Genomic DNA, 26,481 nt, shown 5'->3' with positions numbered 1-26,481 from the left:
AGTCGATTCATGGACCTGATAGCTCAAACCTAAGTGGAACAACGTGCGGTACTCTCGCCAGTAACCTAGGGTCAATAATAGTTGATCCTCTAGGCTTAACGGGCTGGGGCGACCCGACTTCTTCTTCGTCAACTCGCCTGCTTTGAGCACTTCAAGCAGTTCGTGAAAGAGTGGCAGGGGGATTCCTACTCCGCGTTTGAACGCCGAGGGGGGTAGAGTTTTCAGGGTTAGGTAGTTCATTCTTAACTTTATAGGCGAAAATGACTACTTTCGCAAGAGGTCTAGTGTGTTATGTTAATGGTTTGAGTGTAGTCTATCTAAACAAGCGGAGCCCTGTACCGCCATTTATTCGGTCATCATACACCGAAGCTTAAGAATAAAAAACTATCAACCCACGATTCAGATAAGAAAAAGCCTAGCTTAAAGGGCTAGGCTTTTAAATAGCTTACCAACAATAATTGGCTTTATTTAGTACATGAAACATGAATAATTCGGAATTCACCATCATCACCCATTAACTTAACAACATGACAATCTGGACCTCGATCTGTTTGTGGCTCTATGGACAGAATCCGTCCAGCAAACTCATCCTTGACCCGCCCCATGATGGTAGATTTGCGTAGCGGTTGATCGGGTTGGGTGCGACTCATCTGAATTTTGTATGGAACGTGAGGCTCAGCAAAACTAGCCGTTGTTGCTAGCGACGTTGTCAAAGCCAAAAGAGATGCACACCAACTCAGGCTGCTCTTTAAATGCATTAAATTTCCCCTGTTTAAAAAATTTTGTGTAGACGTTATTGCCCATAGCGTCTGCATTGCTATCAGGGAATTATAAGTGTTACTTTATTAACAATAAATTAATGAATAAGCTTGATCGCTATATCACCAGAGGGCAGGTTTTGTTCTTATCGTGAATAAGTTTTTATTATATTTCTATATTAAATTTTTATGAAAAGCTATTACTGGCTTCAGATCGACTGAATACTACTGATGGTGTCTAATTTTTGTCTAGGAAGACTTTGTAACAATGGTAATTGACAGTTTAACGGGTTTATTAACCGAAGCTTGCCAAGCTCCTTCGCCCAACCACGATGAGCGTCCGGCTGGTTGTGTGCCTGAGTTGATTGTGATTCATAACATCAGTTTACCCCCCGGAGAGTTCGGTGGAGACTATATTAATCAACTTTTCACCAATACCTTAAATAAAGACGAGCATCCTTTTTTTGCAGAGATCTGCCACCTAAAAGTGGCAAGTCATTTATTAATTCGTCGCGATGGAGAAATTGTTCAATATGTACCATTTCACTTACGTGCTTTTCACGCGGGTGTTTCTATATATCGTGGGCGTAGTCGCTGTAATGATTTCTCCATTGGCATTGAATTAGAGGGGAGTGATTTTACACCTTTCACCGAACCGCAATATCTGCAATTAACTAAAGTGATTGAAGCCCTCTGTGCGCATTACCCCAGTCTAAGCAAACAACAGATTACTGGACATCAGCAGATCGCGCCTGAACGCAAAACTGACCCAGGACCCTTTTTTGATTGGTTGGGTTTGGGACAGGCTTTGGGTGTGTCTTTGCCTGCAGTCGCACAGCTCGAGCCAGAACCAGATAACCTAGATCCTACTGACTCAGATCAACGCTCTTGCAGCTAAAATACCACTATTTAAGGCTGATTCAAGCAAATTTTCGGCTAAGTGTTGTTTCCTTGCCTATACTTAAACTATTACCAAAACTTTACAACTTTGATGGTAATTCCGTAAGTAACAGATCTTTAAGAGAGGGAATTATGACTAGCGAGGTCGATCAACTGAATTCTGCAAGTTTAACGCGCAGATCGTTTTTAATTTTACCCCTAGCTGTTTGGGCAGGGCAGCTATTAGCAGCGGATGTACCGACTGTACCGTCGACTCCATCTAGACTGCCACCCGGTGCTTGCCCTTTAAATAGTGGCGGGCCTTCTTTATTGGGTAGCCGCTGGTTTGTGATGTCAATTTACAATAATCCAGTTCCTAAACCCTTACGTATGACTATGTTAGTCGAGCAAACTGCGATGGTGGGGACGGGAGGGTGTAATAATTATACGGCTAATTTTGTGCAGGTCGGTAATCGTGGATTCAAGGTGAATGAACTCAGTCGAGGCGAAAAACCTTGTGAAGTCCTGCGTCCAGAGCCGGGCAAACCCACTGTGGATGTGGGCAGTTGGGAAGGAAAATATTTGCGCGTATTAAGGCGTGCGGGCAGTGTTCAACAGTTGGGCGCGACCTTACAGTTTTATGATTTTAATGGTAAGCCTTCACTCGTGTTTGGCAAAATTTATGGGTCTCCTGCCTCTCTCCCCACGACCTAAACCTTGCTAGTTAGCAGGCTTATGATCAATAGCCTGCTTTTCTGGTCTGAGGATTTCACTATTCTGTGCTTGCCAGCATAGGTCAGGCCGTCAATTGTTGCTATGATACCCGCCTATCACCTTTTTACTGTGTAGGAGAATTTAGCAGCATGTTTTCAAAAACAATGAATATCGCCAGCTACGACCCCGAATTGTGGCAAGCAATGACCGCAGAAGCCCAGCGCCAAGAAGAACATATTGAATTAATCGCCTCTGAAAACTATGCCAGCCCCCGTGTTCTAGAAGCACAAGGTTCGGTATTAACCAACAAATATGCTGAGGGTTATCCAGAAAAGCGCTACTACGGGGGTTGTGAATATGTGGATCAAGCTGAGCAGTTAGCTATTGACCGTGTGAAGCAATTATTCGGTGCTGACTATGCGAATGTCCAACCGCATTCTGGCTCGCAAGCAAATGCAGCGGTGTATATGGCGTTATTAAATCCGGGCGATACCGTCTTGGGGATGAGCTTGGCGCATGGTGGGCATTTAACCCACGGTGCAAAAGTGAATTTTTCTGGGCGCATCTATCATGCAGTCCAATATGGCATTACCGCAGAAGGGTATATTGACTATGCTGAAGTAGAGCGCTTAGCGCTTGAGCATCAGCCGAAAATGATTGTGGCTGGCTTTTCTGCCTATTCACGAGTGATTGATTGGCAAAAATTCCGCAAGATCGCTGACCAAGTTGGTGCTTATTTAATGGTCGATATGGCGCATGTCGCGGGCTTAGTGGCGGCAGGTATGTATCCTAATCCGGTACAAATTGCGGATGTCACGACCTCAACTACGCATAAAACCCTTCGTGGTCCACGGGGTGGGATTATTTTAGCGAAAGCCAATCCTGATCTGGAAAAGAAATTTAATTCTTTAGTTTTCCCCGGCATTCAAGGTGGGCCTTTAATGCATGTGATTGCAGCGAAAGCGGTTGCTTTTAAAGAAGCGCTAGAGCCAGAGTTTACGACTTATCAACAGCAAGTCGTGAACAACGCTAAGGTAATGGCCGCAACTTTAATCAATCGAGGCTATAACATTGTTTCAGGTGGCACAGACAATCATTTAATGTTGGTGGATTTGATCGCGAAAGGTTTAACGGGTAAGGCAGCTGATGCCGCTTTAGGTGCAGCGAATATTACCGTCAATAAAAATTCAGTACCGAATGATCCACAGTCTCCCTTTGTGACCAGCGGGATTCGCGTGGGTACGCCAGCGATTACCACTCGTGGTTTCAAAGAGGCTGAAGTTGAGCAATTGGCCCATTGGATAGCGGATGTTTTAGATAATATCGGCGATACAGCGACGAGTGAGCGTGTGAAAGGCGAAGTATTGGCGATTTGTAAACGCTTCCCGGTTTACGCGGCTTAAGGGTTTAAGATGCGCTGTCCATTTTGTGGCGCGGAAGACACGCGCGTGATTGATTCAAGGCTAGCCAGTGAAGGTGAGCAAGTGCGGCGACGGCGCAAGTGCTCGGCCTGTGAAGAGCGCTTTACCACCTATGAGCTAGCTGAATTGACCATGCCGCGAGTGATTAAATCGAATGCGGCACGTGAGCCTTTTCATGATGAAAAGCTCCGTGCTGGCATTATGCGTGCCTTGGAGAAGCGTCCGGTCACCATTGATCAAGCGGAAGCGGCGATTAGTCGGATTCGCAAAAAGGTCTTAATGAGTGGGGAACGGGAGGTTACTTCCGCTTTAATTGGTGAGTTAGTACTCACTGAGTTGCGCCATTTGGATGAGGTCGCTTATATTCGTTTTGCCTCAGTCTATCAGCGCTTTGGGAGTATGGCTGAGTTCCGCAAGATGATTGATCGCATGCAGAGCGAACATCCAAACGCACCAACTATCTCAACTGATTTTTTAGAATAGCCCGCTAAATGTCTGTTTTTTCTGCTGATGATCAAATATATATGGCACGTGCTCTGCAATTGGCACGTTATGGTTTATATACGACTCACCCTAACCCAAGAGTTGGTTGTGTATTAGTGCGGGCAGGGCAAATAGTCGGTGAAGGTTGGCATGAGCGCGCTGGCCAAAGGCATGCAGAGATTGTTGCCTTGCAAGCTGCCCAAGCACGTGCTCAAGGAGCAACCGCTTATGTGACTTTAGAACCCTGCTCCCATTATGGACGTACCCCGCCGTGTGCTGAGGCTTTAGTGCAAGCCGGGGTGACAAAAGTGATGGCTGCGATGGTTGACCCGAATCCACTCGTTGCAGGTCAAGGCTTAGCACGCTTAAAGGCGGCAGGTATCGAAACTCAATCCGGTCTGATGGCTTTAGAAGCCCGTGCTTTAAATCCCGGTTTTATCAGTAGCATGGAGCGTAACCGTCCTTTTGTGCGTCTAAAAATGGCGATGAGCTTAGACGGTCGTACTGCTATGGCCTCGGGGGACAGTGTTTGGATTACCCAAGAGGCAGCGCGCCGTGATGTGCAGTTTTGGCGAGCGCAAGCTGGGGCGATTTTAACCGGGATTGATACGGTGCTGATGGATAAACCGCAGCTCAATGTACGTTTAACGGCAGCTGAGTTAGGTATTCAAAGCGAGGTTCGTCAACCTATCCGGGTTATTTTAGATTCAAAATTACGCTTTCCGCTGGATGCACCGTTATTAAATACGACGGGCAAGGTGCTGATTTATACCTGTAGCAGGGATGCAGCAAAGATGGCTGCTTTGCAAAAGCTTGGTGTGAATCTTCGGCAATTCTCAGGCATTCGCTTAGATTTAAGCACAGTGCTAGGCGCTTTAGTGCTGGACGAGATTAATGAACTGCATGTAGAGGCGGGTGCGACTTTGAGTGGTCAGTTTATTGAGCAAGGTTTAGCCGATGAATTGGTGTTGTATCTAGCACCGCATTTAATGGGTTCAGCGGCACGACCATTATTTAATTTGCCGTTGGCGACGATGGCAGAGCGTTATGCCTTAAACATTCGTGATATTCGCGCCGTGGGACAAGATTGGCGGATTTTGGCAGATTTTCAGCAGGAGTAGAACAATGTTCACAGGAATTATTCAAGCCATTGGTCAGATTCGGGCGATGCAAGCCATCGGCGGTGATTTACGCTTAACCATCGCTACGGGCAAACTGGAACTGAGTGATGTGCAGTTAGGCGATAGTATTGCAGTGAATGGTGTCTGTCTAACCGCCGTGGTTTTAGAGGATTCAAGCTTTAGTGCCGATGTATCGCGGGAAACTTTATCCTTAACAAGCCTTGGCCAACTTAATTTAGGTGCATCCGTTAATTTAGAAAAAGCCTTAACACTCAGTACCCGATTAGGGGGACATTTAGTCAGTGGGCATGTTGATGGTTTAGGCGAGGTGATTAGCCGTTATGAAGATGCCCGTTCGGTGCGCTTTCGTTTAAAAGCCCCGGATCAACTTGCAAAATATATAGCAGCGAAAGGTTCAATTTGTGTCGATGGTACCAGCCTGACAGTGAATAAGGTCGATGGTGCATTTTTTGAATTGAATATTGTTCCACATACTTTGCAAGAGACGATTATGTCTGAGTATCGTGCGGGGTCTAAAGTGAATTTAGAAGTGGATGTAGTAGCACGGTATTTAGAACGTTTATTGTTAGGGGATCAAGCGGCTGAAATGCCTGCGGGTGGAATTACTGAGGCATTTTTGGCGGAGCATGGGTTTTTGAGTTAAGAGCGTGTCTGGCCTAAAGAGGGTAGTCGCTGTTAACCCAAGGCCAGACACCGATCTGAATTCAGATTGTACGGAGCTTATGGGTTGATTGCCCCCTTGATTCCCCCTGAACTGTCCAGTTTCATTTGTTCATACATGATGCCATCGCGATTAATAAGGGTTGTCTCCAGAAAGCGGGTTCGCAATTCCAGCTGACTCCCATCTTCTGGTTTAGGTAATTGAGCTTCTACGGCTGCTACCTGCCCACCGGTCGGTGGTTGTGCACCTTGTACAAAGGCATTGACGACGGTGGTCACTTCCATTGAGTTATTAGACTCTTTCTCGAAAACGACTTCTGATAAATAAGTACCGGTTATTTTATTGATGACCTTTGCCAGTGTGGTTTGGGTAGCGGACTCAAATAGATCTTGTCCAACGGCTCTGTGTAAACTCGCAGTGAGTATAGAGGCCATCGCTAACAGCAAGGCAAGGCTAATGGCATTTTGCTTAATAAATATAAAAATGGAGTCCTTGTAAGCGTGGGAGGCTTTGCGGAAACCATTAGCCCAAAGTACCACGGATGAAACCAGTTGAATGGCCACCATATTGGTAAAGGCTAGGAAAAAAGCCCCCATCGCAAGCCCAGGTTGCCCATGAGCAAACAGAATGCTAGCGGATGATAGTGGCGGTACGAGGGCAGTCGCTATCGCAACCCCTACGACAGCGGTGCTTAAGCGTGGGGACACCGAAGCATAAGCTCCTGCCGCTCCTCCGGCGAGCGCAACCATTAAGTCGATCAAATTCGGTGAGGTTCTTGACATGATTTCTGGGGTAATGGGGATTCTGATATGGACTAGCCCGATGATGAAAGCAGTCCCTAAGACGACTAAAGTTCCCATCACGAGGGTCAATAGGCTGCCTTTCAGTAGTTTATTATCGCCATCCACCAAGGCCAATGAAACGCCCGTAATGGGGCCTAATAGCATAGCGACAATCATGGCCCCGATGATCACGGCCGGGCTATTAGCTAATAAGCCATAGCTAGCAATGATCGCGGCTAGGATATTCATGAAGATAAACCCAGTATTGAGTTCTGCTCCTTGACGAATATTATCTCGAACCGAGTCTTTCCATTGCTCAGGAAGATGAGAGTCAGGCATAGTTTAGCTCCTTAAGGTCACTACACAGTTAAAAACATCACCACACAGTTAAAACAATGACTAGATTTTAGTACTAACTCTAAGGATTAGTGGGCTAAGGTGTAGAATTTTATGTAACAGAAAGGGGCTTAATTCAATCAGCGATAAGGAGTCTGGTTTTCAATGTCTCCATCAAACCATATAAACCGATTTGAGTCGTTTGCTCATTGAGGGGGAAAGTGATTTCTTCTGGTGTTACAACATAACTATGCCGTGCTTGTAAGTCAGCTTGGGAGCTGTAAAAACCTTTACTGAGTTTAGGGCGAGGATTGCGTTTGATTTCTATCGCTAATTTAGTTTGGTCAGGATAGAGCAGGACTAAATCCATTTCTGCCCCGCCACTGGTACGATAAAAATAGGGTATGACTTCATCGGGTAAAATAGCGAGTAAGTTTTCGATCACAAAACCCTCCCAGCTTGCTCCAGCAATAGGGTGTGTAATCAAGGCATCCCAAGTAGGCAGCGTCAGCAAGGCATGTAATAAACCACTATCTCGAATATATAATAAAGGCGTTTTAACTAAGCGTTTACCAATATTAAGATGAAAAGGCTGTAAACGCCGCACCAGCAGTAAATCCACTAGTAGATCTGTATAGGCAATCACTTTTCGATAATCTAAACCCAGATTATCGGCAATATGACTAGCATTAAAGGGCTGGCCTTGTAAATTATCACTAATTTTGATTATTTACAAGGATCTAAGTCCATCGACATGCATGACAAGGTAATCGGGGAGTTCATCACGACCCAATTAAAGAGTCGATTTATAGGTACGATTGCTTGAAAAGCTAATCAAGTCTTAAAAAACCTCTACTACTTTGTAGAGGCTTTTATAATCAAACTAACAACGCTTAAACAATCTTCTTCATCGCCGTCATATAAGAACGCAGTTCTTCGCCAACAATCTCAACCGAGTGATTGCGAATTTCAGCATTAATATATACTAATTGACGATTATCCACGCCATTATCTTTCAAGTTCAAACCACGACCAATCACATCCGATTTAATCTTGGGCATGAATTTCTCAAGCAATAACGGACGTGCCGCTTGGTCGAATAAATAACAGCCATATTCAGCCGTATCGGAAATAACGACATTCATTTCATACAGCTTTTTGCGAGCAATGGTGTTGGCAATCAACGGCGTTTCATGCAGAGATTCGTAATAAGCCGACTCTTCAATAATGCCTGCTTCCACCATCGTTTCATAAGCTAATTCAACGCCAGCTCTTACCATTGCCACCATCAAAATACCTTTGTCGAAGTATTCTTGTTCGCTGATGGCTTGCTCGGTGATCGCTTGCTTTTCGAAAGGCGTTTCAGCGGTTGCTGCTCGCCAACGATGTAGGTCTTTATCATCATTTGCCCAATCTGCCATCATGGTGCTAGAGAATTTGCCCGACATAATGTCGTCTTGGTGCTTTTGGAACAGCGGACGCATGATTTCTTTCAATTCTTCGGACAATTCAAAGGCGCGGATTTTCGCTGGATTACTCAAGCGATCCATCATATTAGTGATACCGCCGTGCTTGAGGGCTTCAGTAACGGTTTCCCAACCGTATTGCACAAACTTAGCCGCCCAAGCGGGATCAATGTCTTCAGCCACCATTTTGTCGAAGCACAGCAGAGAGCCCGTTTGCAGCATACCGCAGAGGATGGTTTGCTCGCCCATCAGGTCAGATTTAACTTCCGCAATCGGTGACGATTCTAAAACGCCCGCACGATCACCACCCGTAGCAGAAGCTAAGGCTTTGGCGATTTTTAAGCCATCCCCATTCGGATCATTTTCACGATGGACTGCGATCAAGGTCGGCACACCGAAACCACGTACATATTCAGCACGGACTTCAGAGCCGGGGCATTTCGGGCACATCAAGACAACGGTCAAGTCCTTGCGAATTTGCATGCCTTCTTCAACTAAGTTGAAGCCGTGGGCATAGTCTAAGCAAGCGCCTTGCTTCATCAGCGGCATAATCGCATTAATGACGGAGGTATGTTGCTTATCTGGAGTCAGATTCATCACGATGTCAGCATCTGGAATCAGCTCTTCATAAGTGCCGACTTTGAAGCCATTTTCACTGGCGTTTTTCCAGGATTTACGTTTTTCAGCAATCGCTTCAGCACGCAATGCATAGCTGACATTTAAGCCGCTATCGCGCATATTCAAGCCTTGGTTTAAGCCTTGTGCACCGCAGCCGATGATGACGATTTTTTTATTGCGAATATATTCAACACCTTCTGCAAATTCGGCTTGATCCATAAAGCGGCATTTGCCAAGTTCTTCGAGTTGAACACGCAATGGCAGCGTATTAAAGTAGTTTTGACCCATGATGAGACTCCAAAAAAGCTAAGAAGGGAATTTTAGGTTTGCTACTGTAAGGTATTTTTAGCATTGCGTAAAATGATCAATTAGCGATGTAATCTTGCGTTTTATGCAACAACTGATAAGTGAGTGGTATGGAAATTCGTGATTGTCAGATGTTCATCGAGCTAGCCACTAGCCAACACTTTGGCAAAGCAGCGAATGCCTGCCATTTAAGCCCCTCGGCGATTAGTAGGCAGTTACAGCGTTTAGAAACTGAAGTAGGCAAAAAGTTGGTGGAGCGCGATAACCGCCAAGTGCGTTTAACGCCAGCAGGGCGGCACTTTCTTGAATATGCCTATCAAACGGTACAGGCATGGCAACAACTGCGGCGGGATTTGAGTGACGATCCACAAACAATCAGTGGTGAGTTGAGTGTGTATGGCTCGGTAACAGCAAGCTTTAGCTTACTCAGCCAAATCTTGCCCGTATTGCGAACTAGGTATCCGGGCGTGGAGTTAAAACTACGCACAGGCGATCAAGCCGATGGGATTGAGCGGGTGCTGAATAATAGCGAGGATTGCGCGATTGCGGCTCAGTCGGATATTTTGCCGAGTCAATTGCAGTTTTTAGCTTTGCAACAATCGCCACTCTACCTGATTGGCCCGACGATGAATTGCAGTTTAAGCCAGCGCTTGGAAGAGGCTTCAGCAGTGAATATCCCTTTAGATTGGACGCAGATTCCAGTGATTCTGGCTGAGCATGGTTTAGCACGGGAGCGCTTCTTGCAGCGCTTAAGACAATTGAATCTGCATCCAACGATTTATGCGCAAGTGGCAGGACATGAGGCAGTAGTGGCGATGGTCAGTTTAGGTTTTGGTGTAGCGGTCGTGCCTGAGCTGGTGATCGAACACAGCCCCCGCCAAGATACTATTCGCATTTTGCCTTGGTTAGCGGATTTGCAGCCATTTATGATTGGTTTATGCGCCCGTCAAGAGCGGCTGGCTGATCCACTGTTGCAGGCATTTTGGCAAAGTGCACAACTGGCTGTTTTTGAGTAAATGAAAATTACAAATCTAAGCTTTACGGTTCAATAAACCCGATTCCTCCTATTGGCCAAGCGGACAGGGGAGTTCATTTGATTTAATGTGATTGAATAGAGGAGCTTCATTGATGAAATACAGTGCTTTACTGAAAAAACTAATGCCCTTGATCTTATCGTTGGGTTTGGCAGGTTGTTGGGTGATGCCATCATCGGCTGAGGTGGGTGCAAAGACAGCGAGTGAAGGTCAAGCGCTTAAATTCAAAAGAAAATTTTCTGATAACGTATATGTCAATTTCAACCCTAGAATCCCCCCCTACTTGTTGTCGTTTCCACTATACTGTCCTGATGATTCACAGTCATTGACAGGCCAGTTACTATGCCCGCCCTCTACCTGAACCCCCTGTATGTATATACTGTTACTAGTGTTATAACCTTGGAGCTAAGCAGATGACACACGCACAGCAATTAGCATTCATACCATTTGAGGATTACCTTGAAGGTGAGCGTGAGGCCGAGGGTGTCCGCTACGAATATGTGGATGGGCAAGTCTACGCTATGGCGGGTGGTAGTGAGTTGCATAACACGGTGGCTTCTACTTTCCACGGTATCATTGAGAATGCCTTGCCTGATGAATGCCGAGCTTGGCAATCCGATATGAAAGTGGTGGGTAAAAATCAGAGCAAGCACTTTGCCTATTATCCCGACATTATGGCATCTTGTGAAAGCAACAGGGGCGATGATCCGTATATACGCGATAACCCTAGTCTGATTGTCGAAGTGCTCTCTCCCTCCACCCAACGTACTGATTTGAAGGAAAAGTTCGACAACTACATTACTATCCCTACCTTGATGGAATATGTAGTGGTATCGCAGGATACGCCCTATGTACGGGTATTTCGACGCCGCAACAACTGGCAGAATGAGTCTTATTATGCAGATGACAGCTTCGTACTAGATTCAGTAGGGCTAGAAATCTGTGTCAAACATATTTATCGGCGAGTGAAAAAAGAAGTTGGCTTGGAAGCACGACGCTGAAGTCGCATTCTTTCAATTTTCACAGATACTCTCTCAATTTTGGCATTAGTTCATCTGCTACTGATCTGTAAGCTCGATTACTTGTACATGACCCCTATGACTATCAATTGCCTTTAATTCTCGTATCTATGGTGCTAGTCATCCTTTGTGACGAACTGATATGGGGCGGCTTCGTCAAAAATGTCCAGTAAAAATCTTGCAAGGGGCAATTCCGATTGGTGATGTTCCGTCAGTTGAGAGTTATGGGTTACGATTTAATCAAACGATGGTAAAAGCCTGCATTAAACGTTTCCGCTTAAATGAAAGTTTTAAATGACAATTAAGTGTTAGGAATGTCGCTCACGTAAGACGAGGGCATGGCCAAGATCATGCCCTCATTTCATTATTTAGGTTCAAGTGGCTCCGAAACTTGCCTAGCCTGCAACGGCAATTCAATACTAATCCGTAAACCCCCTTCAGGCCGATTACTCGCCCGAATACGACCACTATGGCTATCAATTGCACGCCGGGCTATCGCTAAACCTAAGCCATAGCCTTGGTACTGATTGCTAGTTTGGCTGCTACGTTGAAAGGGTTCAAAAATCAAATCAATTTCTTCCGGTGGGACACCACTACCTTGATCATCGACGGTAATGTGTAAAGTATTGGTCGCTTTATGCTGATAAGCCGTCACAGTAACGGTGGTTTCCGGTGGTGTATGATGCAGCGCATTACGTACCACATTTTCTAGAGCACGATAGAGTAATTCACCGTGGGCTGGAATAATCAAGCTAGCATCATCACTGCTATGCAATACCACGGAGCGATTCAAGGCACTGGCTTCAAAGCGGGCATCATCCACTACCGTATCGAGCAGCTCCAAAACATCGACATACTCATCCGTGGAAGGTGCTACTCCGGCTTCTAAGCGGGATAGGGTTAGTACTTCACCGACTAATTTATCTAAACGCTCAGCTTCATATTCAATTCGATCCAAGGTTGCTTGAGTGTGCTCAGGTTGTTGGCGAGCTAAACCAATGCTGACTTGTAAACGTGCTAGTGGTGAGCGTAACTCATGCGAAACATCGTGCAGCAAGCGCCGTTGCGAGGTCATTAAGTTTTGTAATTGGCCTGCCATGTGATCGAAATCATGACCTAAATCGGCAATCTCATCACGTCGCCAACCAATTTCTGAGGAGATGCGGGTATTTAAATCACCTTGGGCAAGGGATTTAAAGGCTTTGCTTAATAAGCGGACGGGCTTAGAAAAATGCCAAGCTAATAGAAAGCTCGAGATGAAACTGACAATTAAACCCGATAAATACCAAGGCCAAGTGAGATCACGATAACGCGCTGGTAAGCGATTGGGTTTTTGGAATTCAGGAAATTGCCCAGATAAAGGCGCAAAGAAAATTAATTCTTGATCTTGAGCTTGAACACTACGTGCAATCGGTGGGCTAACTTTCAAGTCAACACTTTTACGAATGCGTTCTAAGGTGGAGGCAGGCACTGAGCGCCCGAGTAGTTCTTGATGATTAGCATCGACCGCATAGACTTGCAGATGGGCGGGGGCTTCTTGGCTTTGTTCCAGCAGCATATTGTAAACCGCTTCCTTGCCACCAAAGCGGAAAGTATTGGCAGCCGCTTGGACTGACAAAATCGAGCTAGGGCGGATAACGACATCCTCAGAGACCGATTGCAGAGCGCGATGATGCCACCAAACCGCCAAAGCAGCCGAGCCACCCGCTACTAATAAAGTCAGCCAAAAAGTGAGTAAGATTTTCCAGAATAATCGACCTATCATGCTTTAGTCTCGGACCAGTTGATAGCCGATACCTCGCACCGTTTGAATACACGAGCGTCCATCCGGTAAATTGCCTAATTTGTGACGAATGCTACTCATGTGCACATCAATACTGCGATCATAACGAGTGAGGGGTCGACCCATGCCGATTTCGGATAAGTCATTTTTACTCACCACTTTGCCTGCTTGTTGAGCCAACACTAATAACAAACTAAATTCAGTGCTAGTTAGCTCTAAAGCTTGACCTTGCCATGTGGCTAAGCGTTTTTCTGGCCAGAGACTTAAAGCACCGACATGCAAGGGTTCATGACCGCTGGTATGACCTGCAGGTAAAGTACGGCGTAAAATAGCGCGAATGCGTGCCACCAATTCACGGGGCAAGCAGGGTTTGGGTACATAATCATCAGCCCCCATTTCCAAGCCCATAATACGGTCAATATCATCACCACGGGCGGTGAGCATCAAGACGGGAACGGCGCTATTCATCCGAATCCGACTGAGTGCCTCGATGCCATTCATACCCGGCATCATCACATCTAAAACAATTAAGGCATATTCATGCAAGCTAGCTTCTTTAACGGCTGAAGCACCATCCATGACTGCAGTGACTTCAAAGCCTTCTTGGCTTAAGTAAGTACTGAGGAGTTTGTTCAGTTCTAGATCGTCATCAACCAACAATAGTTTGCTCATATTACCTGTCTCGTGACTATCAGTCCTTGCCTAAACCTCGATAACCTCGGCGTCAGTGTACTCATTTCAGGCGTTGGTTGATTAAAAGTACGTATGCTTTAAATACACTTTTAAATAGTGGTATCAATCTTGGTATCAATACCTGTATCCCTAGCTTGGGTTTAGTTAAGCTTATGATTGAGGACAAACGAGTGAGTGAACAGCGGTTTTACATTTTTTTACATGGGCTTGACTTTACTTTACGAATAAGTCTATTAACGAGGGTACAAGCAAAGCAAATAAGCATACTGAAGCTCGCTATAACGATAGGCTTTTTCGGCTATGATTGTTCTTTACTTAGGAAAATAGGCCGACCATGAGGAAGGATTGTAGATATCCCCGTATTACGGGGGTCATTTTGGCGGGTGGGCAAGGTCGTCGCATGGGGGGCGTCGATAAAGGCTTATTAGAGCTACAAGGTCGCCCACTCGTCGAGTATGTGCTGCAAGCGTTGCAGCCACAGGTTGAGACGATTCTTATCAGTGCCAATCGTAATCAGGCGCGTTATCAACACTATCAGTATCCGGTCATTAGCGATCAGTTAACAGGCTATCAAGGGCCTTTGGCAGGGTTTGCAGCTGCGATGCAAGTCATTGAGACCGATTATATGCTGACTGTGCCGTGTGATGCCCCAGAGCTTGCACCGGATACCGTGATACGCTTGCTAACGGCTTTGCAGGATCAGCAGGCAGAGTTAGCCGTTGCCGATGATGGCGAACGCTTACAACCCGTTCACGCTTTAATTCCGGTCAGTTTGCTGCCTAGCCTGCAAGCGTTCCTAGCTCAGGGCAATCGCAAGATTGATTTATGGTATGCCCAGCATCAGATGGCTCGTGCTGATTTTAGGGATTGCGCGGGGGTGTTCCGTAATATCAATACGCCAGAACAACTAATAGGCAGTTGACATCGCTTATTGCGCCGCAATAAATATACCGATGAAACCCCTGATTAACTCTATCTTTTTAAGGGGGGTCTGAGGTTATAATGCAGCTATCACGATTTACCCAGACCGTTGTTATGCCCATCTACAACTATGGCTCTATCAATATTGATCATGTCTACCGCGTACCGCATTTGGTACGACCCGGTGAGACTTTAAGCAGCCAAGATTATCAGCAGGTTTTAGGGGGCAAGGGCGCGAATCAATCCATTGCTTTAGCGCGTGCAGGTAGTGAAGTCTTGCATATCGGGCGCTATAACTTAGCAGATCAAGCTTTAGTCCATACCCTGATCGACGCAGGAGTCTCACCGATCTATTTGGCAACAGTCACCGAGCCTAGTGGACATGCCATTATTCAAGTCGATGATCAGGGTGAAAACTCGATCATTTTATACGCGGGTGCGAATCATAGTTTTACCCCTGACCAGTTAGTGTGTTGTTTGCAAACTGCGCAAGCGGGTGATTGGTTGCTACTACAAAACGAATGTAGCTGTACTCAAGAGATGATTGAACTAGCAGCCGCACGGGGTTTACAGCTAGCTTTCAATCCCGCACCGATGCAGGCAGCCGTTAAAGAGTTGCCTTTAGAGAGGTTGGCGGTCTTATTTGTTAATCAAGTTGAAGTTTGCCAATTATTGGATTTGCCCCTTGAGCCGCCACCAGCTTTAGCAGATTTAGTGGCTTTATTGCAAACTCGTTGGCCGACTACGTTGGTGGTGATAACTTTAGGCGCTCAGGGTGCGGCGAGTATCTATCAGGGGCAGCTGGAGTTTGTGCCTGCTTTACCTGTGCAGGTGGTGGATACAACGGGTGCGGGTGATACTTTCACAGGCTATTTTTTGCATGCTTGGATGCAAGGTCAACCCTTGCGTACCGCTTTAGAGCGTGCGGTTAAAGCGTCGGCTCTGTGTGTGCAGCGAGTGGGTGCTTCGTCAAGCATTCCTTATGCCGCAGAGGTGGATGCATTTGAACAGTAAGGTTGAGGAATGGCGCATAAGATTATTCTAGACACTGATCCTGGTATTGATGATGCAATGGCCATTTTCGCCGCGATTGCCCACCCCGAGATTGAGTTACTGGGTTTAACGACGACCTTTGGTAATGTCAGTGTGGCGCAAGCTTGCATGAATGCGCTGACCTTGGTGGAAATGTCTGGAGCAACCGCACCCGTTTGTATCGGTGAGTCATGGCCGATGCATAGCGACCCCATGCCTTTCCCTGATTTTGTGCATGGTATGGATGGTTTAGGTGATCAGTTTTTACCGCCTCCGCATCGTCGCCAACATGATCAATTCGCTGCACCTTTCATTATTGAACAAGTTCGCCAATACCCCGGTGAAGTCACACTAGTGGCGATTGGCCCTTTGGGTAATTTGGCACATGTGTTAGAGCTAGATCCCGGTATTGCTAAGCTGGTTAAGCAAGTGGTGATTATGGGCGGTACGATTGAACATACGGGGAATGTGTCACCAGTGGCTGAGGCTAATATTTTTGCCGACCCCCATGCTGCAGATATTGTAATGGCGGCTGAATGGCCTTTGGTGATGGTCGGTTTAGATGTGACTTATACCGTATTATTTGATCGTAAGCTGTTTAGTTATATTGCTCTGCATAATCGGAAGGTCGGGCCGATGTTGCATCGAGCAGCTGATTTTTATATCGACTTTTATCAGCATGAGCATAAAGTCGCTGGCTGCTATGGTCATGATATTTGTGCACTGACCTATGTGCTGAAACCTGAGCTATTTCAAACGATTGAAGGGGCAATCTGTGTAGTACCTGAAGGTATTGCGGCGGGGCAGACGATTATGAAGCGTATCAAAGGTGATGCTTATTTCGTGCGTGCTTGGGACGAGCGTCCCTTACAAAAAGCGTGTATGCAGGTCGATGCACAAGGCGTGATTGATTTTTTTCGTGACACCTTGACCAATTCTTATTGGCAAGCGAGATAAACATGGGCCTATATGCGGTTGATTATCTTGCCCCGAATGCAGGGCTTGAGTTTGTTGCCTCCTTACATGAGTTTGGTTTTGGGATTTTAAAAAATCATCCGATTCCTCAGGCAAGCGTAGAGTCAATTTATGCGCACTGGCTAAACTTTTTTCAAAGTACTGAGAAATATAACTATCGTTTTCGCTCAAGTTTTGATGGCTATTTCCCACCTGAGGTTTCCGAAACTGCGAAAGGCTGTGCGGAGCGGGATATTAAAGAGTACTTCCATTTTTATCATCCGTGGGGGATTTGCCCCGAAGCCTTGCGCCCGGAGTTGATTGCGTATCGCCAACAAGCTAATGCTTTGGCTGAAGCGTTGTTGGGCTGGATTGAGGCTTATTCTCCGCCCGAAGTGGCTGCCCTGTATCACGAACCACTTTCGACCATGATTCGTGGCAGTGAGCAAACTTTATTGCGTGTGCTGCACTACCCACCGTTTCAAGGTTCTGAGCCTTCGCAAGCCTTGCGGGCGGCCGCGCATGAGGACATTAATCTGCTCACCGTATTGCCTGCGGCGAATGAGCCGGGTTTGCAAGTCTTAACTCAAGCAGGGGAGTGGTTAGATGTCCCTTGTGATTTTGGTTATCTGATTGTAAATATCGGCGATATGTTGCAAGAGGCTTCTGGCGGTTATTTCCCCTCGACGACCCATCGAGTGATTAATCCACCACCTAGTGCTGCGAATGTCTCGCGGATTTCTTTGCCACTATTTTTGCACCCCCGTCCTGAAGTGGTACTTTCAGAGCGTTATACAGCGGATAGTTATTTGCAGGAGCGGTTAAGGGAGTTGGGATTTAAGTAAGCTCAGTTGAATCCAGCAGATGTAGTATTAGTTTGCAATAGTCTTGTCTAATAAGCATAAAAAATTACCCTGCATCAAATTTCGGAAATAGTGACTGTCAAGCGCAACACGAATGGAGAAACTACGATGAAAAACCACGGTAAATACTTACTGCTATGCCTATGCCTGTTGGGGCTGAATGCTTGTGCCACGGCACACCCCGATTGCGAAAAAGCGGACATGTTTGGGCATTGCCAAACATGGAAGGGGATTGAACCGAGTTGTGCTAAACCAGATTTTTTGGGTTTTTGTCCGCCAAGCCGCTTGCCATGATGATTGCACTAACAATTTCGACAGCAGCGACTGAACTCAAAAACAAAGCTCAGCCGCTATAAGCTAATTACTTCGGACGCTTATCGACCACTCGCTGCGCTTTACCCTGTGAGCGCGCTACTTCACCTTCATTTTTTATATTGATTTTAGTGCTAACCCCGATCAGCACTTTAATCCGATGTTGCAGTTCTTTGGCGGCAGCACCACGATCCGCTTCAGTCACTTGATTATGACGTGCTTCGACATTGACCGTAAGGTTATCGAGGTTGCCATCGCGACTGATTTCAATTTGATAATGTGGCGAGAGGGCAGCAATCTTTAGGATGATTTCTTCAATTTGGGTAGGGAAGACATTTACGCCACGAATGATCATCATGTCATCGCTGCGCCCAGTGATTTTCGCCATTCGCCGCATAGTGCAAGCGCTGCCGGGGAGTAGGGTTGTCAAATCACGGGTGCGATAACGAATCACCGGCATGGCTTCCTTCACCAAAGAGGTGAAGACTAACTCACCCTCTTCACCCTCTGCCACGGTTTGTAGGGTTTCAGGGTGCACTGTTTCTGGATAGAACATATCTTCCCAAATGGTCGGGCCATCTTTGGTTTGCACAAACTCTTGTGCGACACCCGGCCCCATGACTTCCGATAAGCCATAAATATCCACGGCATCTAAGCCTAAGCGCTGCTCGATTTCTAAACGCATCGCAGGCGTCCAAGGTTCAGCGCCAAAGATACCAATCCGCAAAGAACAAGCACGCGGGTCAAAGCCTTGGCGCTCGAATTCATCAGCAATATTTAAGCAATAGGAAGGCGTGACCATGATGATGTCAGGCTTGAAATCTTGAATCAGTTGCACTTGCTTTTCAGTTTGGCCACCAGACATGGGAATCACGGTGCAACCTAAGCGTTCTGCACCATAGTGCGCCCCTAAGCCGCCCGTAAACAGGCCATAGCCATAAGCGACATGCACTTTATCCCCCGGCTTGCCACCGGCTGCCATAATTGAACGGGCAACTGCTTCCGCCCAGCGTTCAAGATCGCCTTTGGTATAACCGACGACCGTAGGTTTACCAGTCGTACCGCTAGATGCATGAATCCGTGCAACTTGCTCCATCGGCACGGCAAACATGCCAAAGGGGTAGTTGTCGCGTAAGTCGTGCTTAGTGGTGTAAGGGAATTTTTGAATGTCGCTGAGTTCTTTTAAATCATCAGGATGTACGCCTGCTGCATCGAATTTGCTGCGATACATCGGTACATTCTGATAAGCATGTTGGACTGTCCATTGCAGACGTTTTAATTGTAGGGCCTGTAATTCGTCTTTACTCACCTTGGTAAAATTATCTAAGGTCAAGGTTTCGCTGGGAAAACCGGTAGTCATTGTTTCTCCTCCTTGGTACTGCGAGTTATCGCTAGCTTTCGGGTAGCACACTGCCTTTGATTTGATAGGAGCGCCCACGGAAGGTCGCAACTAATTTGCCATCAGGGTTATGAATTTCCACATCATAAACACCCGTGCGTCCGCTACGAGAACGTTCTACAGCAGTTGCGGTGAGGGTTTCACCTGCATAAGCCGGTGCTAAGAAGTCAATCGTGCAGCCTGAGGCTAGGGTAACTTTATTGGTGTTATTGCAAGCATGTGCGAAGGCCGTGTCGGCAAGGGTAAATAGCATCCCGCCGTGGCAGACATCATGCCCATTCAGCATATCGCTGCGTACTTGCATGGTTAGGACAGCTTGCCCCGCCTTGGTGTCTACAATCTTGATACCCATCATGCGGGATGCACGGTCATTCGCTTCCATCGCATCACTGCAAGCACGTGCAAACGGATCTTGTTCAGCCATTTTATGCTCCCTTAAAGACGGGAGCGCGTTTTTCTAAAAAGGCAGTCACCCCTTCTTTGAAATCATCGCTCGCTGCCGCCGCCGTTTGTAAATCCCGTTCTAAATCCAGTTGCTGAGCTAAGCTAGTCGTAGCTGCTGCATGAATCGCTTGTTTGGTCATCGCTAAGCCTTGGGTGGGTTGAGTCGCTAAGTGCTTAGCGAGTTTCAAGGCTTCTGCCATCAGATCCGCATCATCCACGCATTTCCAAATCATGCCCCAGCTTTCAGCTTGTTCGGCACTGATTTTATCGCCTAATAAAGTCAAAGCCATCGCACGCGCATGCCCAACGACCCGAGGTAAGATCCAAGTCCCACCTGAGTCAGGGACTAAACCAATCTTACAAAAAGCTTGAATAAAGAAAGCCGAACGTGCGGCCAATACGATGTCACAAGCTAAAGCAATATTTGCTCCGGCCCCCGCCGCTGTGCCATTCACCGCACAGATGACTGGCATCGGTAAGGTCGTGATAGCGCGCACTAAAGGATTGTAGTCACGTTCGACCGTGCCACCAATATCAGCACTGGCGACTTCATCGCCAAGGTCTTGGCCTGCACAAAAGCCTCGCCCCTTGCCGGTGATTAATAAGCAGCGCACGCTCGCCTCGGCTTTAATCGCAGCGAGAGCCTCACGTATTTCTGCATGCATTTCAGTAGTAAAGCTATTGAGCTTATCGGGGCGATTGAAGCTTAAAATCGCCACGCCATCGGCGATAGCTAATTCAAGGGTTTTAAAACTCAGGTCGGTCATGATGTGTTGATCCTATGGTTCGCTGCTGGCGGTGATTAGCGATATAAAATTTCCGGCAAAAACAACGAAATAGCCGGAATCCAAGCGAGTAAGCTGAGGCGAATCAGGTCAGCGATCCAAAAAGGTGTGACCCCTTTAAAGATCGTACTGGTTTTGACATCTTTCAGTACCCCGCTTAAGACGAAGACATTCAAACCTACGGGTGGAGTGAGTAAGCTAATTTCAGTCACGACGACCACTAAAATCCCGAACCATACCAAATCAAAACCAAGGCTTTGTACCAGAGGATAGAAAATAGGTACGGTGAGTAGCATCATGGACAAGCTTTCTAAAATACAACCGAGCAGAATATAAATACCTAAAATCATGAAGATAACCATCATCGGGCTGAGGTTATAACTTTGTACAAATTGCAATAAGTAATCAGGAAATTCGGCGCGCGTAATAAAATTCGAGAAGATTAAAGCACCAATCACTACGAAGAATAGCGAGGCTGAAGTATGTGCGGTTTCAGTCAGGACTTCATATAGGGTGCGCCAAGTAATGGATTTACGCGATAAGGCAATCAGAAAAGCTCCCGCTGCACCAATGCCAGCCGCTTCAGTCGCAGTGAATGCACCCACATACATACCGCCAATCACCAGTACAAATAGGAGCAAAGTACCCCAAACGCCTTTCATCGCTTCGATGCGTTCTTTACCTGTTGAGCGCTCACCCGGAGGACCCGCTTTGGGGTTACGCCAAACCGTCCAAGCGACTGCACCCACATACAAGAGAATGCCTAACATACCGGGCAGAAAGCCCGCCGCGAATAATTCACGAATACTTTGCTCAGTCATAATTCCATAGATCAGCAGGATGACACTAGGGGGAATTAGAATGCCGAGTGTGCCGCCTGCGGCAATCGAGGCGGTGGCTAAGGCATCGCTATAGCCGTATTTACGCATGGGCGGCATTGAGACTTTAGACATAGTGGCCGCAGTCGCTAAACTTGAGCCACAAATCGCTGAGAAGCCTCCACAAGCGACGACAGTTGCCATCGCTAAGCCCCCACGCAAATGCCCCATAAAGGCATAAGAGGCACGATATAATTCGTGAGATAACCCTGATTTGGTGACAAAGTTACCCATTAAAATAAATAAAGGGATCACCGTGAGGCTGTAATCGCGTGAGGTATCAATAATTCGGCGGGCTGACATAGAGAGAGCCGCGACCCAATTCCAATCATTCAACCACGCAAAGCCAAAGAAGCCGACTAAGCCCATCGCAATACCAATCGGCATGCGTATCATAATCAACAAGAGTAAAACTGCAAAGCCAACTAAGGAAACTAACATGGCTTACTCCAAGCTTGGCTTAGTCGCTGAGTCTAAGCTCAAGCGATACTGGACTAAAGCACGATAAATCCCCAGCGTAATGAGTACTAACGCGGTAAACCAGCACATGACGCCAAAAAAGCTAACAATCATGCCGACTGGGAGATGCAAATATTCGGTCACTTCACCATGCGAGCTAGCCCGTGCACCCAAATCCCAAATCCGTTGGCCAATCATCACTAAAGCAATCGCGGTGACTAGATTGAAGAGAATAGTGCGGATTAAATTAAGTCGTGGCGATACGAAAGGGTCGAGAATATCCACGACTACGTGTTCATTGCGCCAAGAAATAACCGGCAAAGCCATAAAGATCATTAGCCCTAATAAAACCTCAATCAGCTCGACTCCACCAACTAAGGGTTTATTAAATAAATAACGACCGATGACATCGACGCAGGTAATAACCATCATCAGCATTAAGGCACTACCTGCGATCAGGTTAAGCGTTAAGGCTAGCCATTTGGCTAGCCCCCGCTCAGAGTGCTGGGTGATGTGTTCAGCACTCGTCATCTTATTTTGATCCTTCAGCTTTAGAAATTTCGCGCATTTCTTTCAAAGCTGCTTCAGCGTCAACACCGCTGTCTTTCACACTGTCTAAGAAGTTTTTGTCAAAGTCCTTCGTCATGTCTGCAAACTCAGCCAAGATTTCTGGTGTTGCTTCTTTGATAGTATTGCCTGCAGCTAGAGCATCTTTTTCACCTGCTTCAGCTTCAGAACCCCATTTTTCACCCGCTAAAGCCGAGAGTTTTTCACCAGAGACTTTCATAATCGCTTCACGGTCTTTGGCCTCTAATTTATCCATGAATTCTTGATTGAGAATAATCATGAAACTACCTAGATACATGCCATTCGGGAATTTGATCGAGAACGGTGCAACTTCTTTTAAGCGCAGGGTTTTCTTTTCACCCATCGGCATGAAAGCACCATCTGCTACGCCTTGGGCGAGAATTTCATAGACTTTAGAGCCGGGTGCGGCCACACCTTCTACCCCCATCGCTTTACCGATGTCTGCTTGCACGCCCCCGCCGATGCGAATCTTCTTACCCTTCATATCCGCCAATTTTTCGATGGGTTTAGCCAAATGAATTTGACCAGGACCATGTGTAAACAAGCCCGCTAATACCACGCCTTCGTGCTCATTGGCTTTAGCTAGATATTTTTCGTGAATTCGCCAATGCGCAATCGACGCACCCTTGGCACCGCCTTCGATACCGGGTAATTCGACCATTTTGGTGAGTTTAAAGCGCCCTGGATAATAACCGTGGAAAGTCCAAGCTGCTTCATAAGCGCCATCTTGTACTTGGTCAAGTAAGGCTTTGGGGTCACCACCGGGGTATTCAATTTTCAGTTTAACGCGGCCTTCCGTGGCTTCTTCAATCCATTTACCCCAAGTCGGTAAAACATCCGCATTCATGGTATGCGCAGGCGGCAACCAAGAACCTACACGAATTGTAGTTTCTGCAAAGCTCGGTGCTGAAGCAGCCATTGCTGCTGAGGCAATGGCAAAACTTAGCATTAAGCGTTTCAAATGTTTCATGAATTCTCTCCTCCAGATGTTTTAAGTGAAGCTATTAGTTAAAACCTTGTTAACGTTGATCGAAATCGACCACGACCTCATCAGAAACCGGATGCGCTTGGCAGGTCAGGATGTAACCGGCTGCAATTTCATGCGCTTCCAAACCATGATGAATATCCATATCGACTTGACCTTTGACCAACTTGGCCTTGCAGGTCGAGCATACACCTGCTTTGCAAGCATAAGGTAGGTCGAGACCGTTATGAATACCTGCATCTAAAATGTTTTGCCCAACGGTCGCGAGGTCAAACTGTAAAGAGCGTCCATCGGCAATCACCGTCACTTTACTGGTTTTTTCTTCGCCATAAGTATCAATCCGCTGTTGAGCTTTTTCTAACAAGGTGGCGGCATCAGCTGAAGAGTTGGCAAACAATTCATAATGAATCTGTTCCTCACTCAAACCTGAGGCCCGGAAGCCCCGCGAAACTTCCGACATCATCGCTTCCGGGCCACAGATAAACACTTCATCGGTGGTTTTAATATTAATCAGGCGGCTTTTGTGTAAAGCAGCCCCTTTTTGATTATCAATTTGCCCATTGAGAAGATCCGCGCCTTGATCTTCTTGGCTCATGATATTGATCCATTGGAAGCGATTCATATAACGATTTTTCAAGAAGCTCAATTCGTCCTTGAACATCACTGAGTTACTGCGCCGATTGCCATAAATCAGAGTGACTTTACTCTGCGGTTCTTCGATTAGAATAGTTTTCATAATCGACAGAATTGGGGTAATACCACTACCACCGGCCAGGCACATATAATTTTTAGCTTGTTCAGGGTTTAGCGGTGAATTGAAGCTGCCTTGCGGAGGCATCACCTCAACTGTATCGCCCACTTTGAATTGGTCATTCGCATAGTTGGAGAACTTACCTCCACGCACGCGCTTAATCCCGACCCGTAAATGTCCATCATGCACACCCGAGCAGATCGAGTAAGAACGCCGCACATCTTCACCCTCAATGTCGGCTTTAAGAGTGAGAAATTGGCCTTGAACAAATTTAAAATTGTTCGTTAATTCAGGTGGAACCTGAAACGAGATACAGACTGCAGTATCGGTTTCGGGTTTAATCTCGCTAATGCGTAGAGGATAAAAACGGGTATCAGCCATCGGGGTCACCCTCAAAAATGCTTAAAATAATCAAACGGTTCTTGGCAATCTTGGCATTGAAATAAGGCCTTACAAGCTGTCGAACCAAATTCACTAATTCGGCGTGTATTGCTAGAGCTGCAATGTGGGCATTCAATCCCCGCCTCCGGTGTTAAGCCTTGAGCATGGGCACAACCACCACCTGCAGGTGGGGCAATCCCATAAGCTTGCAATTGCTCTCGACCTTGTGGCGATAGCCAATCGGTGGTCCACGCCGGGCTTAAACGGGTCACGATTTCATAAGGCTGAAGCTGAGCAGCCTCTAAAGCAGCTGCAATATCCGCCCGAATCGTCTCCATCGCTGGGCAACCGGAATAAGTCGGAGTAATGCTTACCACATACTTACCGTCAATCGCTTGCAGATCACAGAGCACACCTAAATCCCAAATACTTAACACCGGAATTTCTGGATCTTTTACTTGATCCAATACCTCCCAAATCGGTGTTAAGGCCGATTGCTTGCGGCGTTGAGCACGTTCATACCAAGCAAACGGAAGGACAGGGATGGATTTAGTGACCATAATTACCACTGACAACCCGGATAAGCACGATGTAAAAACTGCATATCATTAAGCAAATGCCCGAGATTTTCAGTGTGATAACCGACACGGCCACCCCGCACCGCCCAATCATCTTTCGGCACAGTGAGCGTGGCTTCGGTCAAAATTGCAGAGACTTGTGCTAACCAAGTAGGGCGTAAAGCAGCATTATGTACACCGATACCTGCATCGGCTAATTGCAGTTCGAGTGGATCAGCATCAAATAGCTCGTGGGTATACCCCCAAAGTGATTCAAGCGCTCGCTGCATGCGTTGATGACTAGCTTCGGTGCCATCGCCTAAGCGCAAAGTCCATTCGTGGCTACGGCGTAAGTGATAGCGGGTTTCTTTGATTGCTTTTTGGGCAATTCCCGCGAGGGTACTATCGGCAGATTTCGCCAGTTCCGGCAAATAATAGGTATTGAAAACATCCACCAATAATTGCCGCACCATCGTGTAAGCAAAATCCCCACGGGGTAGCTCATGAATCAATAGATTACGGTATTCCCGCATATCGCGGGTATAGGCAAAGTCATCTTCAGTTTTGCCGTTTCCAGCTAGCTCCGCTGCGTAGGTGTAATACATGCGTGCGCGGCCAATATAGTCGAGTGCTACATTGCTAAGAGCAATGTCTTCTTCCAAGAAGGGACCATTGCTAGTCCACTCAGAAAGACGATGGCCTAAGACCACCGCATCATCGCCTAAGCGGGTTGCATATTCTTGGGTGGCTGCTTTGAGATTGAAGTCGCTCATCATGACCTCACATATTGTTCACAGCTTCAGGAAGCTGATAGTAAGTGGCATGCCGATACGGTTTATCATCGGACGGGTCATAGAAGCTTTCACTATCATCTTCCTGTGAAGCGCAAATATCCCGCGAGCGTACTACCCAAATACTCACACCTTCACTGCGACGGGTATACACATCGCGTGCATACTCCAAGGCTTGCTCAGCATCTTGGGCATGTAAGCTGCCGACATGTTTATGGTCTAAGCCCCGCCGTGCTCTTACAAACACTTCATATAATTCAAGATTATCAGTCGCCATTATGATCTC

Annotated in this window: 30 protein-coding genes; 13 read left to right on the top strand and 17 right to left on the bottom strand. The window is 46.7% G+C overall.

Translation table 11 applies throughout. The features are described from left to right. Positions 1-240, bottom strand: a 240-nt coding sequence (locus B5D50_RS15865) for a helix-turn-helix domain-containing protein (protein ID WP_143594387.1), incomplete at its 3' end; no start/stop codon positions are given. A 224-nt stretch (positions 241-464) separates the two neighbouring features. Continuing rightward, complete coding sequence (locus B5D50_RS20210; protein ID WP_143594386.1) at positions 465-650, bottom strand: hypothetical protein; 186 nt, start codon at positions 648-650, stop codon at positions 465-467. Positions 651-1,026: 376 nt separating this feature from the next. Here B5D50_RS20210 and ampD point away from each other — a divergent pair, with 376 nt between their 5' ends. From ampD to B5D50_RS15830, 6 genes are all read left to right on the top strand, one after another. Further along, positions 1,027-1,656, top strand: a complete 630-nt coding sequence (gene ampD / locus B5D50_RS15855) for a 1,6-anhydro-N-acetylmuramyl-L-alanine amidase AmpD (protein ID WP_078923625.1) — start codon at positions 1,027-1,029, stop codon at positions 1,654-1,656. A 134-nt stretch (positions 1,657-1,790) separates the two neighbouring features. Next, positions 1,791-2,351 (top strand): META domain-containing protein, encoded by a 561-nt coding sequence (locus B5D50_RS15850; protein ID WP_078923624.1) that lies wholly within the window; start codon positions 1,791-1,793, stop codon positions 2,349-2,351. 149 nt (positions 2,352-2,500) lie between these two features. After that, positions 2,501-3,754, top strand: a complete 1,254-nt coding sequence (gene glyA / locus B5D50_RS15845; RefSeq protein WP_078923623.1) for a serine hydroxymethyltransferase — start codon at positions 2,501-2,503, stop codon at positions 3,752-3,754. 9 nt (positions 3,755-3,763) lie between these two features. Continuing rightward, positions 3,764-4,255, top strand: coding sequence for a transcriptional regulator NrdR (gene nrdR / locus B5D50_RS15840; RefSeq protein ID WP_078923622.1), 492 nt, complete (start codon positions 3,764-3,766; stop codon positions 4,253-4,255). Positions 4,256-4,263: 8 nt separating this feature from the next. After that, positions 4,264-5,376 (top strand): bifunctional diaminohydroxyphosphoribosylaminopyrimidine deaminase/5-amino-6-(5-phosphoribosylamino)uracil reductase RibD, encoded by a 1,113-nt coding sequence (ribD, locus tag B5D50_RS15835; RefSeq protein ID WP_078923621.1) that lies wholly within the window; start codon positions 4,264-4,266, stop codon positions 5,374-5,376. A 4-nt stretch (positions 5,377-5,380) separates the two neighbouring features. Then, positions 5,381-6,040 (top strand): riboflavin synthase, encoded by a 660-nt coding sequence (locus tag B5D50_RS15830; RefSeq protein ID WP_078923620.1) that lies wholly within the window; start codon positions 5,381-5,383, stop codon positions 6,038-6,040. A 77-nt stretch (positions 6,041-6,117) separates the two neighbouring features. Here the strand turns inward: B5D50_RS15830 and B5D50_RS15825 are convergent, their stop codons facing one another. From B5D50_RS15825 to ilvC, 3 genes are all read right to left on the bottom strand, one after another. After that, on the bottom strand, positions 6,118-7,179 hold the full coding sequence (locus B5D50_RS15825) for a TIGR00341 family protein (protein ID WP_078923619.1): 1,062 nt from the start codon (positions 7,177-7,179) through the stop codon (positions 6,118-6,120). A 133-nt stretch (positions 7,180-7,312) separates the two neighbouring features. Next, positions 7,313-7,897: a DUF4143 domain-containing protein gene (locus B5D50_RS15820; RefSeq protein ID WP_407701258.1), complete on the bottom strand. Its 585-nt coding sequence runs from the start codon at positions 7,895-7,897 to the stop codon at positions 7,313-7,315. A gap of 172 nt (positions 7,898-8,069) precedes the next feature. Beyond that, entirely contained in the window at positions 8,070-9,548 is a 1,479-nt protein-coding gene (gene ilvC, locus B5D50_RS15815) for a ketol-acid reductoisomerase (protein WP_078923617.1), read from the bottom strand. Positions 9,549-9,676: 128 nt separating this feature from the next. On the opposite strand from ilvC, the gene ilvY reads away from it, so the two are divergent. Continuing rightward, entirely contained in the window at positions 9,677-10,582 is a 906-nt protein-coding gene (gene ilvY / locus B5D50_RS15810) for an HTH-type transcriptional activator IlvY (RefSeq protein ID WP_078923616.1), read from the top strand. A 431-nt stretch (positions 10,583-11,013) separates the two neighbouring features. Beyond that, a complete protein-coding gene (locus B5D50_RS15805; RefSeq protein ID WP_078923615.1) occupies positions 11,014-11,601 on the top strand; it encodes a Uma2 family endonuclease in 588 nt (195 codons plus the stop codon). 382 nt (positions 11,602-11,983) lie between these two features. Here B5D50_RS15805 and B5D50_RS15800 read toward each other — a convergent pair whose 3' ends face one another. Together B5D50_RS15800 and B5D50_RS15795 are read right to left on the bottom strand one after the other, a co-directional pair. Further along, positions 11,984-13,384, bottom strand: a complete 1,401-nt coding sequence (locus tag B5D50_RS15800; protein ID WP_234975903.1) for an ATP-binding protein — start codon at positions 13,382-13,384, stop codon at positions 11,984-11,986. A gap of 3 nt (positions 13,385-13,387) precedes the next feature. Further along, positions 13,388-14,074 (bottom strand): response regulator transcription factor, encoded by a 687-nt coding sequence (locus tag B5D50_RS15795; protein WP_078923614.1) that lies wholly within the window; start codon positions 14,072-14,074, stop codon positions 13,388-13,390. 355 nt (positions 14,075-14,429) lie between these two features. Here B5D50_RS15795 and mobA point away from each other — a divergent pair, with 355 nt between their 5' ends. The 5 genes from mobA to B5D50_RS20205 all read left to right on the top strand — a co-directional run bounded on the left by mobA (position 14,430) and on the right by B5D50_RS20205 (position 18,159). Continuing rightward, on the top strand, positions 14,430-15,017 hold the full coding sequence (gene mobA, locus B5D50_RS15785; protein ID WP_078923612.1) for a molybdenum cofactor guanylyltransferase MobA: 588 nt from the start codon (positions 14,430-14,432) through the stop codon (positions 15,015-15,017). An 80-nt stretch (positions 15,018-15,097) separates the two neighbouring features. Beyond that, positions 15,098-16,030, top strand: coding sequence for a ribokinase (locus tag B5D50_RS15780; protein ID WP_234975902.1), 933 nt, complete (start codon positions 15,098-15,100; stop codon positions 16,028-16,030). Positions 16,031-16,039: 9 nt separating this feature from the next. After that, positions 16,040-17,005: a nucleoside hydrolase gene (locus B5D50_RS15775; RefSeq protein WP_078923610.1), complete on the top strand. Its 966-nt coding sequence runs from the start codon at positions 16,040-16,042 to the stop codon at positions 17,003-17,005. A 2-nt stretch (positions 17,006-17,007) separates the two neighbouring features. Then, complete coding sequence (locus B5D50_RS15770) at positions 17,008-17,847, top strand: 2OG-Fe(II) oxygenase family protein (RefSeq protein ID WP_078923609.1); 840 nt, start codon at positions 17,008-17,010, stop codon at positions 17,845-17,847. A gap of 126 nt (positions 17,848-17,973) precedes the next feature. Further along, entirely contained in the window at positions 17,974-18,159 is a 186-nt protein-coding gene (locus B5D50_RS20205; protein ID WP_143594385.1) for a hypothetical protein, read from the top strand. A 67-nt stretch (positions 18,160-18,226) separates the two neighbouring features. Here B5D50_RS20205 and paaK read toward each other — a convergent pair whose 3' ends face one another. Genes paaK through paaB form a run of 10 tightly spaced genes read right to left on the bottom strand, consistent with a single transcriptional unit; the run spans position 18,227 to position 26,472 of the window. Continuing rightward, the gene (paaK, locus tag B5D50_RS15765; RefSeq protein WP_078923608.1) at positions 18,227-19,537 is read right to left on the bottom strand and encodes a phenylacetate--CoA ligase PaaK; all 1,311 of its coding nucleotides are present in this window, start codon (positions 19,535-19,537) and stop codon (positions 18,227-18,229) included. A gap of 31 nt (positions 19,538-19,568) precedes the next feature. Then, on the bottom strand, positions 19,569-20,000 hold the full coding sequence (gene paaI, locus B5D50_RS15760; RefSeq protein ID WP_078923607.1) for a hydroxyphenylacetyl-CoA thioesterase PaaI: 432 nt from the start codon (positions 19,998-20,000) through the stop codon (positions 19,569-19,571). A gap of 1 nt (position 20,001) precedes the next feature. Then, a complete protein-coding gene (gene paaG, locus B5D50_RS15755; protein WP_234975901.1) occupies positions 20,002-20,787 on the bottom strand; it encodes a 2-(1,2-epoxy-1,2-dihydrophenyl)acetyl-CoA isomerase PaaG in 786 nt (261 codons plus the stop codon). 35 nt (positions 20,788-20,822) lie between these two features. Then, complete coding sequence (locus tag B5D50_RS15750; RefSeq protein WP_078923606.1) at positions 20,823-22,124, bottom strand: TRAP transporter large permease; 1,302 nt, start codon at positions 22,122-22,124, stop codon at positions 20,823-20,825. A gap of 3 nt (positions 22,125-22,127) precedes the next feature. Then, positions 22,128-22,673 (bottom strand): TRAP transporter small permease, encoded by a 546-nt coding sequence (locus B5D50_RS15745; protein WP_078923605.1) that lies wholly within the window; start codon positions 22,671-22,673, stop codon positions 22,128-22,130. A 1-nt stretch (position 22,674) separates the two neighbouring features. Next, entirely contained in the window at positions 22,675-23,700 is a 1,026-nt protein-coding gene (locus B5D50_RS15740; protein ID WP_078923604.1) for a TRAP transporter substrate-binding protein, read from the bottom strand. A 49-nt stretch (positions 23,701-23,749) separates the two neighbouring features. After that, the gene (gene paaE / locus B5D50_RS15735) at positions 23,750-24,847 is read right to left on the bottom strand and encodes a 1,2-phenylacetyl-CoA epoxidase subunit PaaE (RefSeq protein WP_078923635.1); all 1,098 of its coding nucleotides are present in this window, start codon (positions 24,845-24,847) and stop codon (positions 23,750-23,752) included. A gap of 11 nt (positions 24,848-24,858) precedes the next feature. After that, positions 24,859-25,407, bottom strand: a complete 549-nt coding sequence (gene paaD / locus B5D50_RS15730; protein ID WP_078923603.1) for a 1,2-phenylacetyl-CoA epoxidase subunit PaaD — start codon at positions 25,405-25,407, stop codon at positions 24,859-24,861. Between the two features lie 2 nt (positions 25,408-25,409). Continuing rightward, on the bottom strand, positions 25,410-26,180 hold the full coding sequence (paaC, locus tag B5D50_RS15725) for a 1,2-phenylacetyl-CoA epoxidase subunit PaaC (RefSeq protein ID WP_234975900.1): 771 nt from the start codon (positions 26,178-26,180) through the stop codon (positions 25,410-25,412). A gap of 4 nt (positions 26,181-26,184) precedes the next feature. Then, positions 26,185-26,472 carry a 1,2-phenylacetyl-CoA epoxidase subunit PaaB gene (paaB, locus tag B5D50_RS15720; protein WP_078923601.1) on the bottom strand — a complete coding sequence of 96 codons (288 nt, stop codon included), beginning with the start codon at positions 26,470-26,472 and terminating at the stop codon, positions 26,185-26,187. Between the last annotated feature and the right edge of the window lie 9 nt (positions 26,473-26,481).

Source organism: Thiothrix eikelboomii (assembly GCF_900167255.1).
Classification (GTDB): domain Bacteria; phylum Pseudomonadota; class Gammaproteobacteria; order Thiotrichales; family Thiotrichaceae; genus Thiolinea; species Thiolinea eikelboomii.
Note: the sequence above shows the minus strand (reverse complement) of the source record. Positions and strands in the feature narration are given on the sequence as shown.

Excerpts from the sequence above, each read along its gene's own strand:
- B5D50_RS20210 (WP_143594386.1), bottom strand. The coding sequence starts at position 650 with ATGAGTCGCACCCAACCCGATCAACCGCTACGCAAATCTACCATCATG.
- ampD (WP_078923625.1), top strand. The coding sequence starts at position 1,027 with ATGGTAATTGACAGTTTAACGGGTTTATTAACCGAAGCTTGCCAAGCT.
- B5D50_RS15850 (WP_078923624.1), top strand. The coding sequence starts at position 1,791 with ATGACTAGCGAGGTCGATCAACTGAATTCTGCAAGTTTAACGCGCAGA.
- glyA (WP_078923623.1), top strand. The coding sequence starts at position 2,501 with ATGTTTTCAAAAACAATGAATATCGCCAGCTACGACCCCGAATTGTGG.
- nrdR (WP_078923622.1), top strand. The coding sequence starts at position 3,764 with ATGCGCTGTCCATTTTGTGGCGCGGAAGACACGCGCGTGATTGATTCA.
- ribD (WP_078923621.1), top strand. The coding sequence starts at position 4,264 with ATGTCTGTTTTTTCTGCTGATGATCAAATATATATGGCACGTGCTCTG.
- B5D50_RS15830 (WP_078923620.1), top strand. The coding sequence starts at position 5,381 with ATGTTCACAGGAATTATTCAAGCCATTGGTCAGATTCGGGCGATGCAA.
- B5D50_RS15825 (WP_078923619.1), bottom strand. The coding sequence starts at position 7,179 with ATGCCTGACTCTCATCTTCCTGAGCAATGGAAAGACTCGGTTCGAGAT.
- ilvC (WP_078923617.1), bottom strand. The coding sequence starts at position 9,548 with ATGGGTCAAAACTACTTTAATACGCTGCCATTGCGTGTTCAACTCGAA.
- ilvY (WP_078923616.1), top strand. The coding sequence starts at position 9,677 with ATGGAAATTCGTGATTGTCAGATGTTCATCGAGCTAGCCACTAGCCAA.
- B5D50_RS15805 (WP_078923615.1), top strand. The coding sequence starts at position 11,014 with ATGACACACGCACAGCAATTAGCATTCATACCATTTGAGGATTACCTT.
- B5D50_RS15800 (WP_234975903.1), bottom strand. The coding sequence starts at position 13,384 with ATGATAGGTCGATTATTCTGGAAAATCTTACTCACTTTTTGGCTGACT.
- B5D50_RS15795 (WP_078923614.1), bottom strand. The coding sequence starts at position 14,074 with ATGAGCAAACTATTGTTGGTTGATGACGATCTAGAACTGAACAAACTC.
- mobA (WP_078923612.1), top strand. The coding sequence starts at position 14,430 with ATGAGGAAGGATTGTAGATATCCCCGTATTACGGGGGTCATTTTGGCG.
- B5D50_RS15780 (WP_234975902.1), top strand. The coding sequence starts at position 15,098 with ATGCAGCTATCACGATTTACCCAGACCGTTGTTATGCCCATCTACAAC.
- B5D50_RS15775 (WP_078923610.1), top strand. The coding sequence starts at position 16,040 with ATGGCGCATAAGATTATTCTAGACACTGATCCTGGTATTGATGATGCA.
- B5D50_RS15770 (WP_078923609.1), top strand. The coding sequence starts at position 17,008 with ATGGGCCTATATGCGGTTGATTATCTTGCCCCGAATGCAGGGCTTGAG.
- B5D50_RS20205 (WP_143594385.1), top strand. The coding sequence starts at position 17,974 with ATGAAAAACCACGGTAAATACTTACTGCTATGCCTATGCCTGTTGGGG.
- paaK (WP_078923608.1), bottom strand. The coding sequence starts at position 19,537 with ATGACTACCGGTTTTCCCAGCGAAACCTTGACCTTAGATAATTTTACC.
- paaI (WP_078923607.1), bottom strand. The coding sequence starts at position 20,000 with ATGGCTGAACAAGATCCGTTTGCACGTGCTTGCAGTGATGCGATGGAA.
- paaG (WP_234975901.1), bottom strand. The coding sequence starts at position 20,787 with ATGACCGACCTGAGTTTTAAAACCCTTGAATTAGCTATCGCCGATGGC.
- B5D50_RS15750 (WP_078923606.1), bottom strand. The coding sequence starts at position 22,124 with ATGTTAGTTTCCTTAGTTGGCTTTGCAGTTTTACTCTTGTTGATTATG.
- B5D50_RS15745 (WP_078923605.1), bottom strand. The coding sequence starts at position 22,673 with ATGACGAGTGCTGAACACATCACCCAGCACTCTGAGCGGGGGCTAGCC.
- B5D50_RS15740 (WP_078923604.1), bottom strand. The coding sequence starts at position 23,700 with ATGAAACATTTGAAACGCTTAATGCTAAGTTTTGCCATTGCCTCAGCA.
- paaE (WP_078923635.1), bottom strand. The coding sequence starts at position 24,847 with ATGGCTGATACCCGTTTTTATCCTCTACGCATTAGCGAGATTAAACCC.
- paaD (WP_078923603.1), bottom strand. The coding sequence starts at position 25,407 with ATGGTCACTAAATCCATCCCTGTCCTTCCGTTTGCTTGGTATGAACGT.
- paaC (WP_234975900.1), bottom strand. The coding sequence starts at position 26,180 with ATGATGAGCGACTTCAATCTCAAAGCAGCCACCCAAGAATATGCAACC.
- paaB (WP_078923601.1), bottom strand. The coding sequence starts at position 26,472 with ATGGCGACTGATAATCTTGAATTATATGAAGTGTTTGTAAGAGCACGG.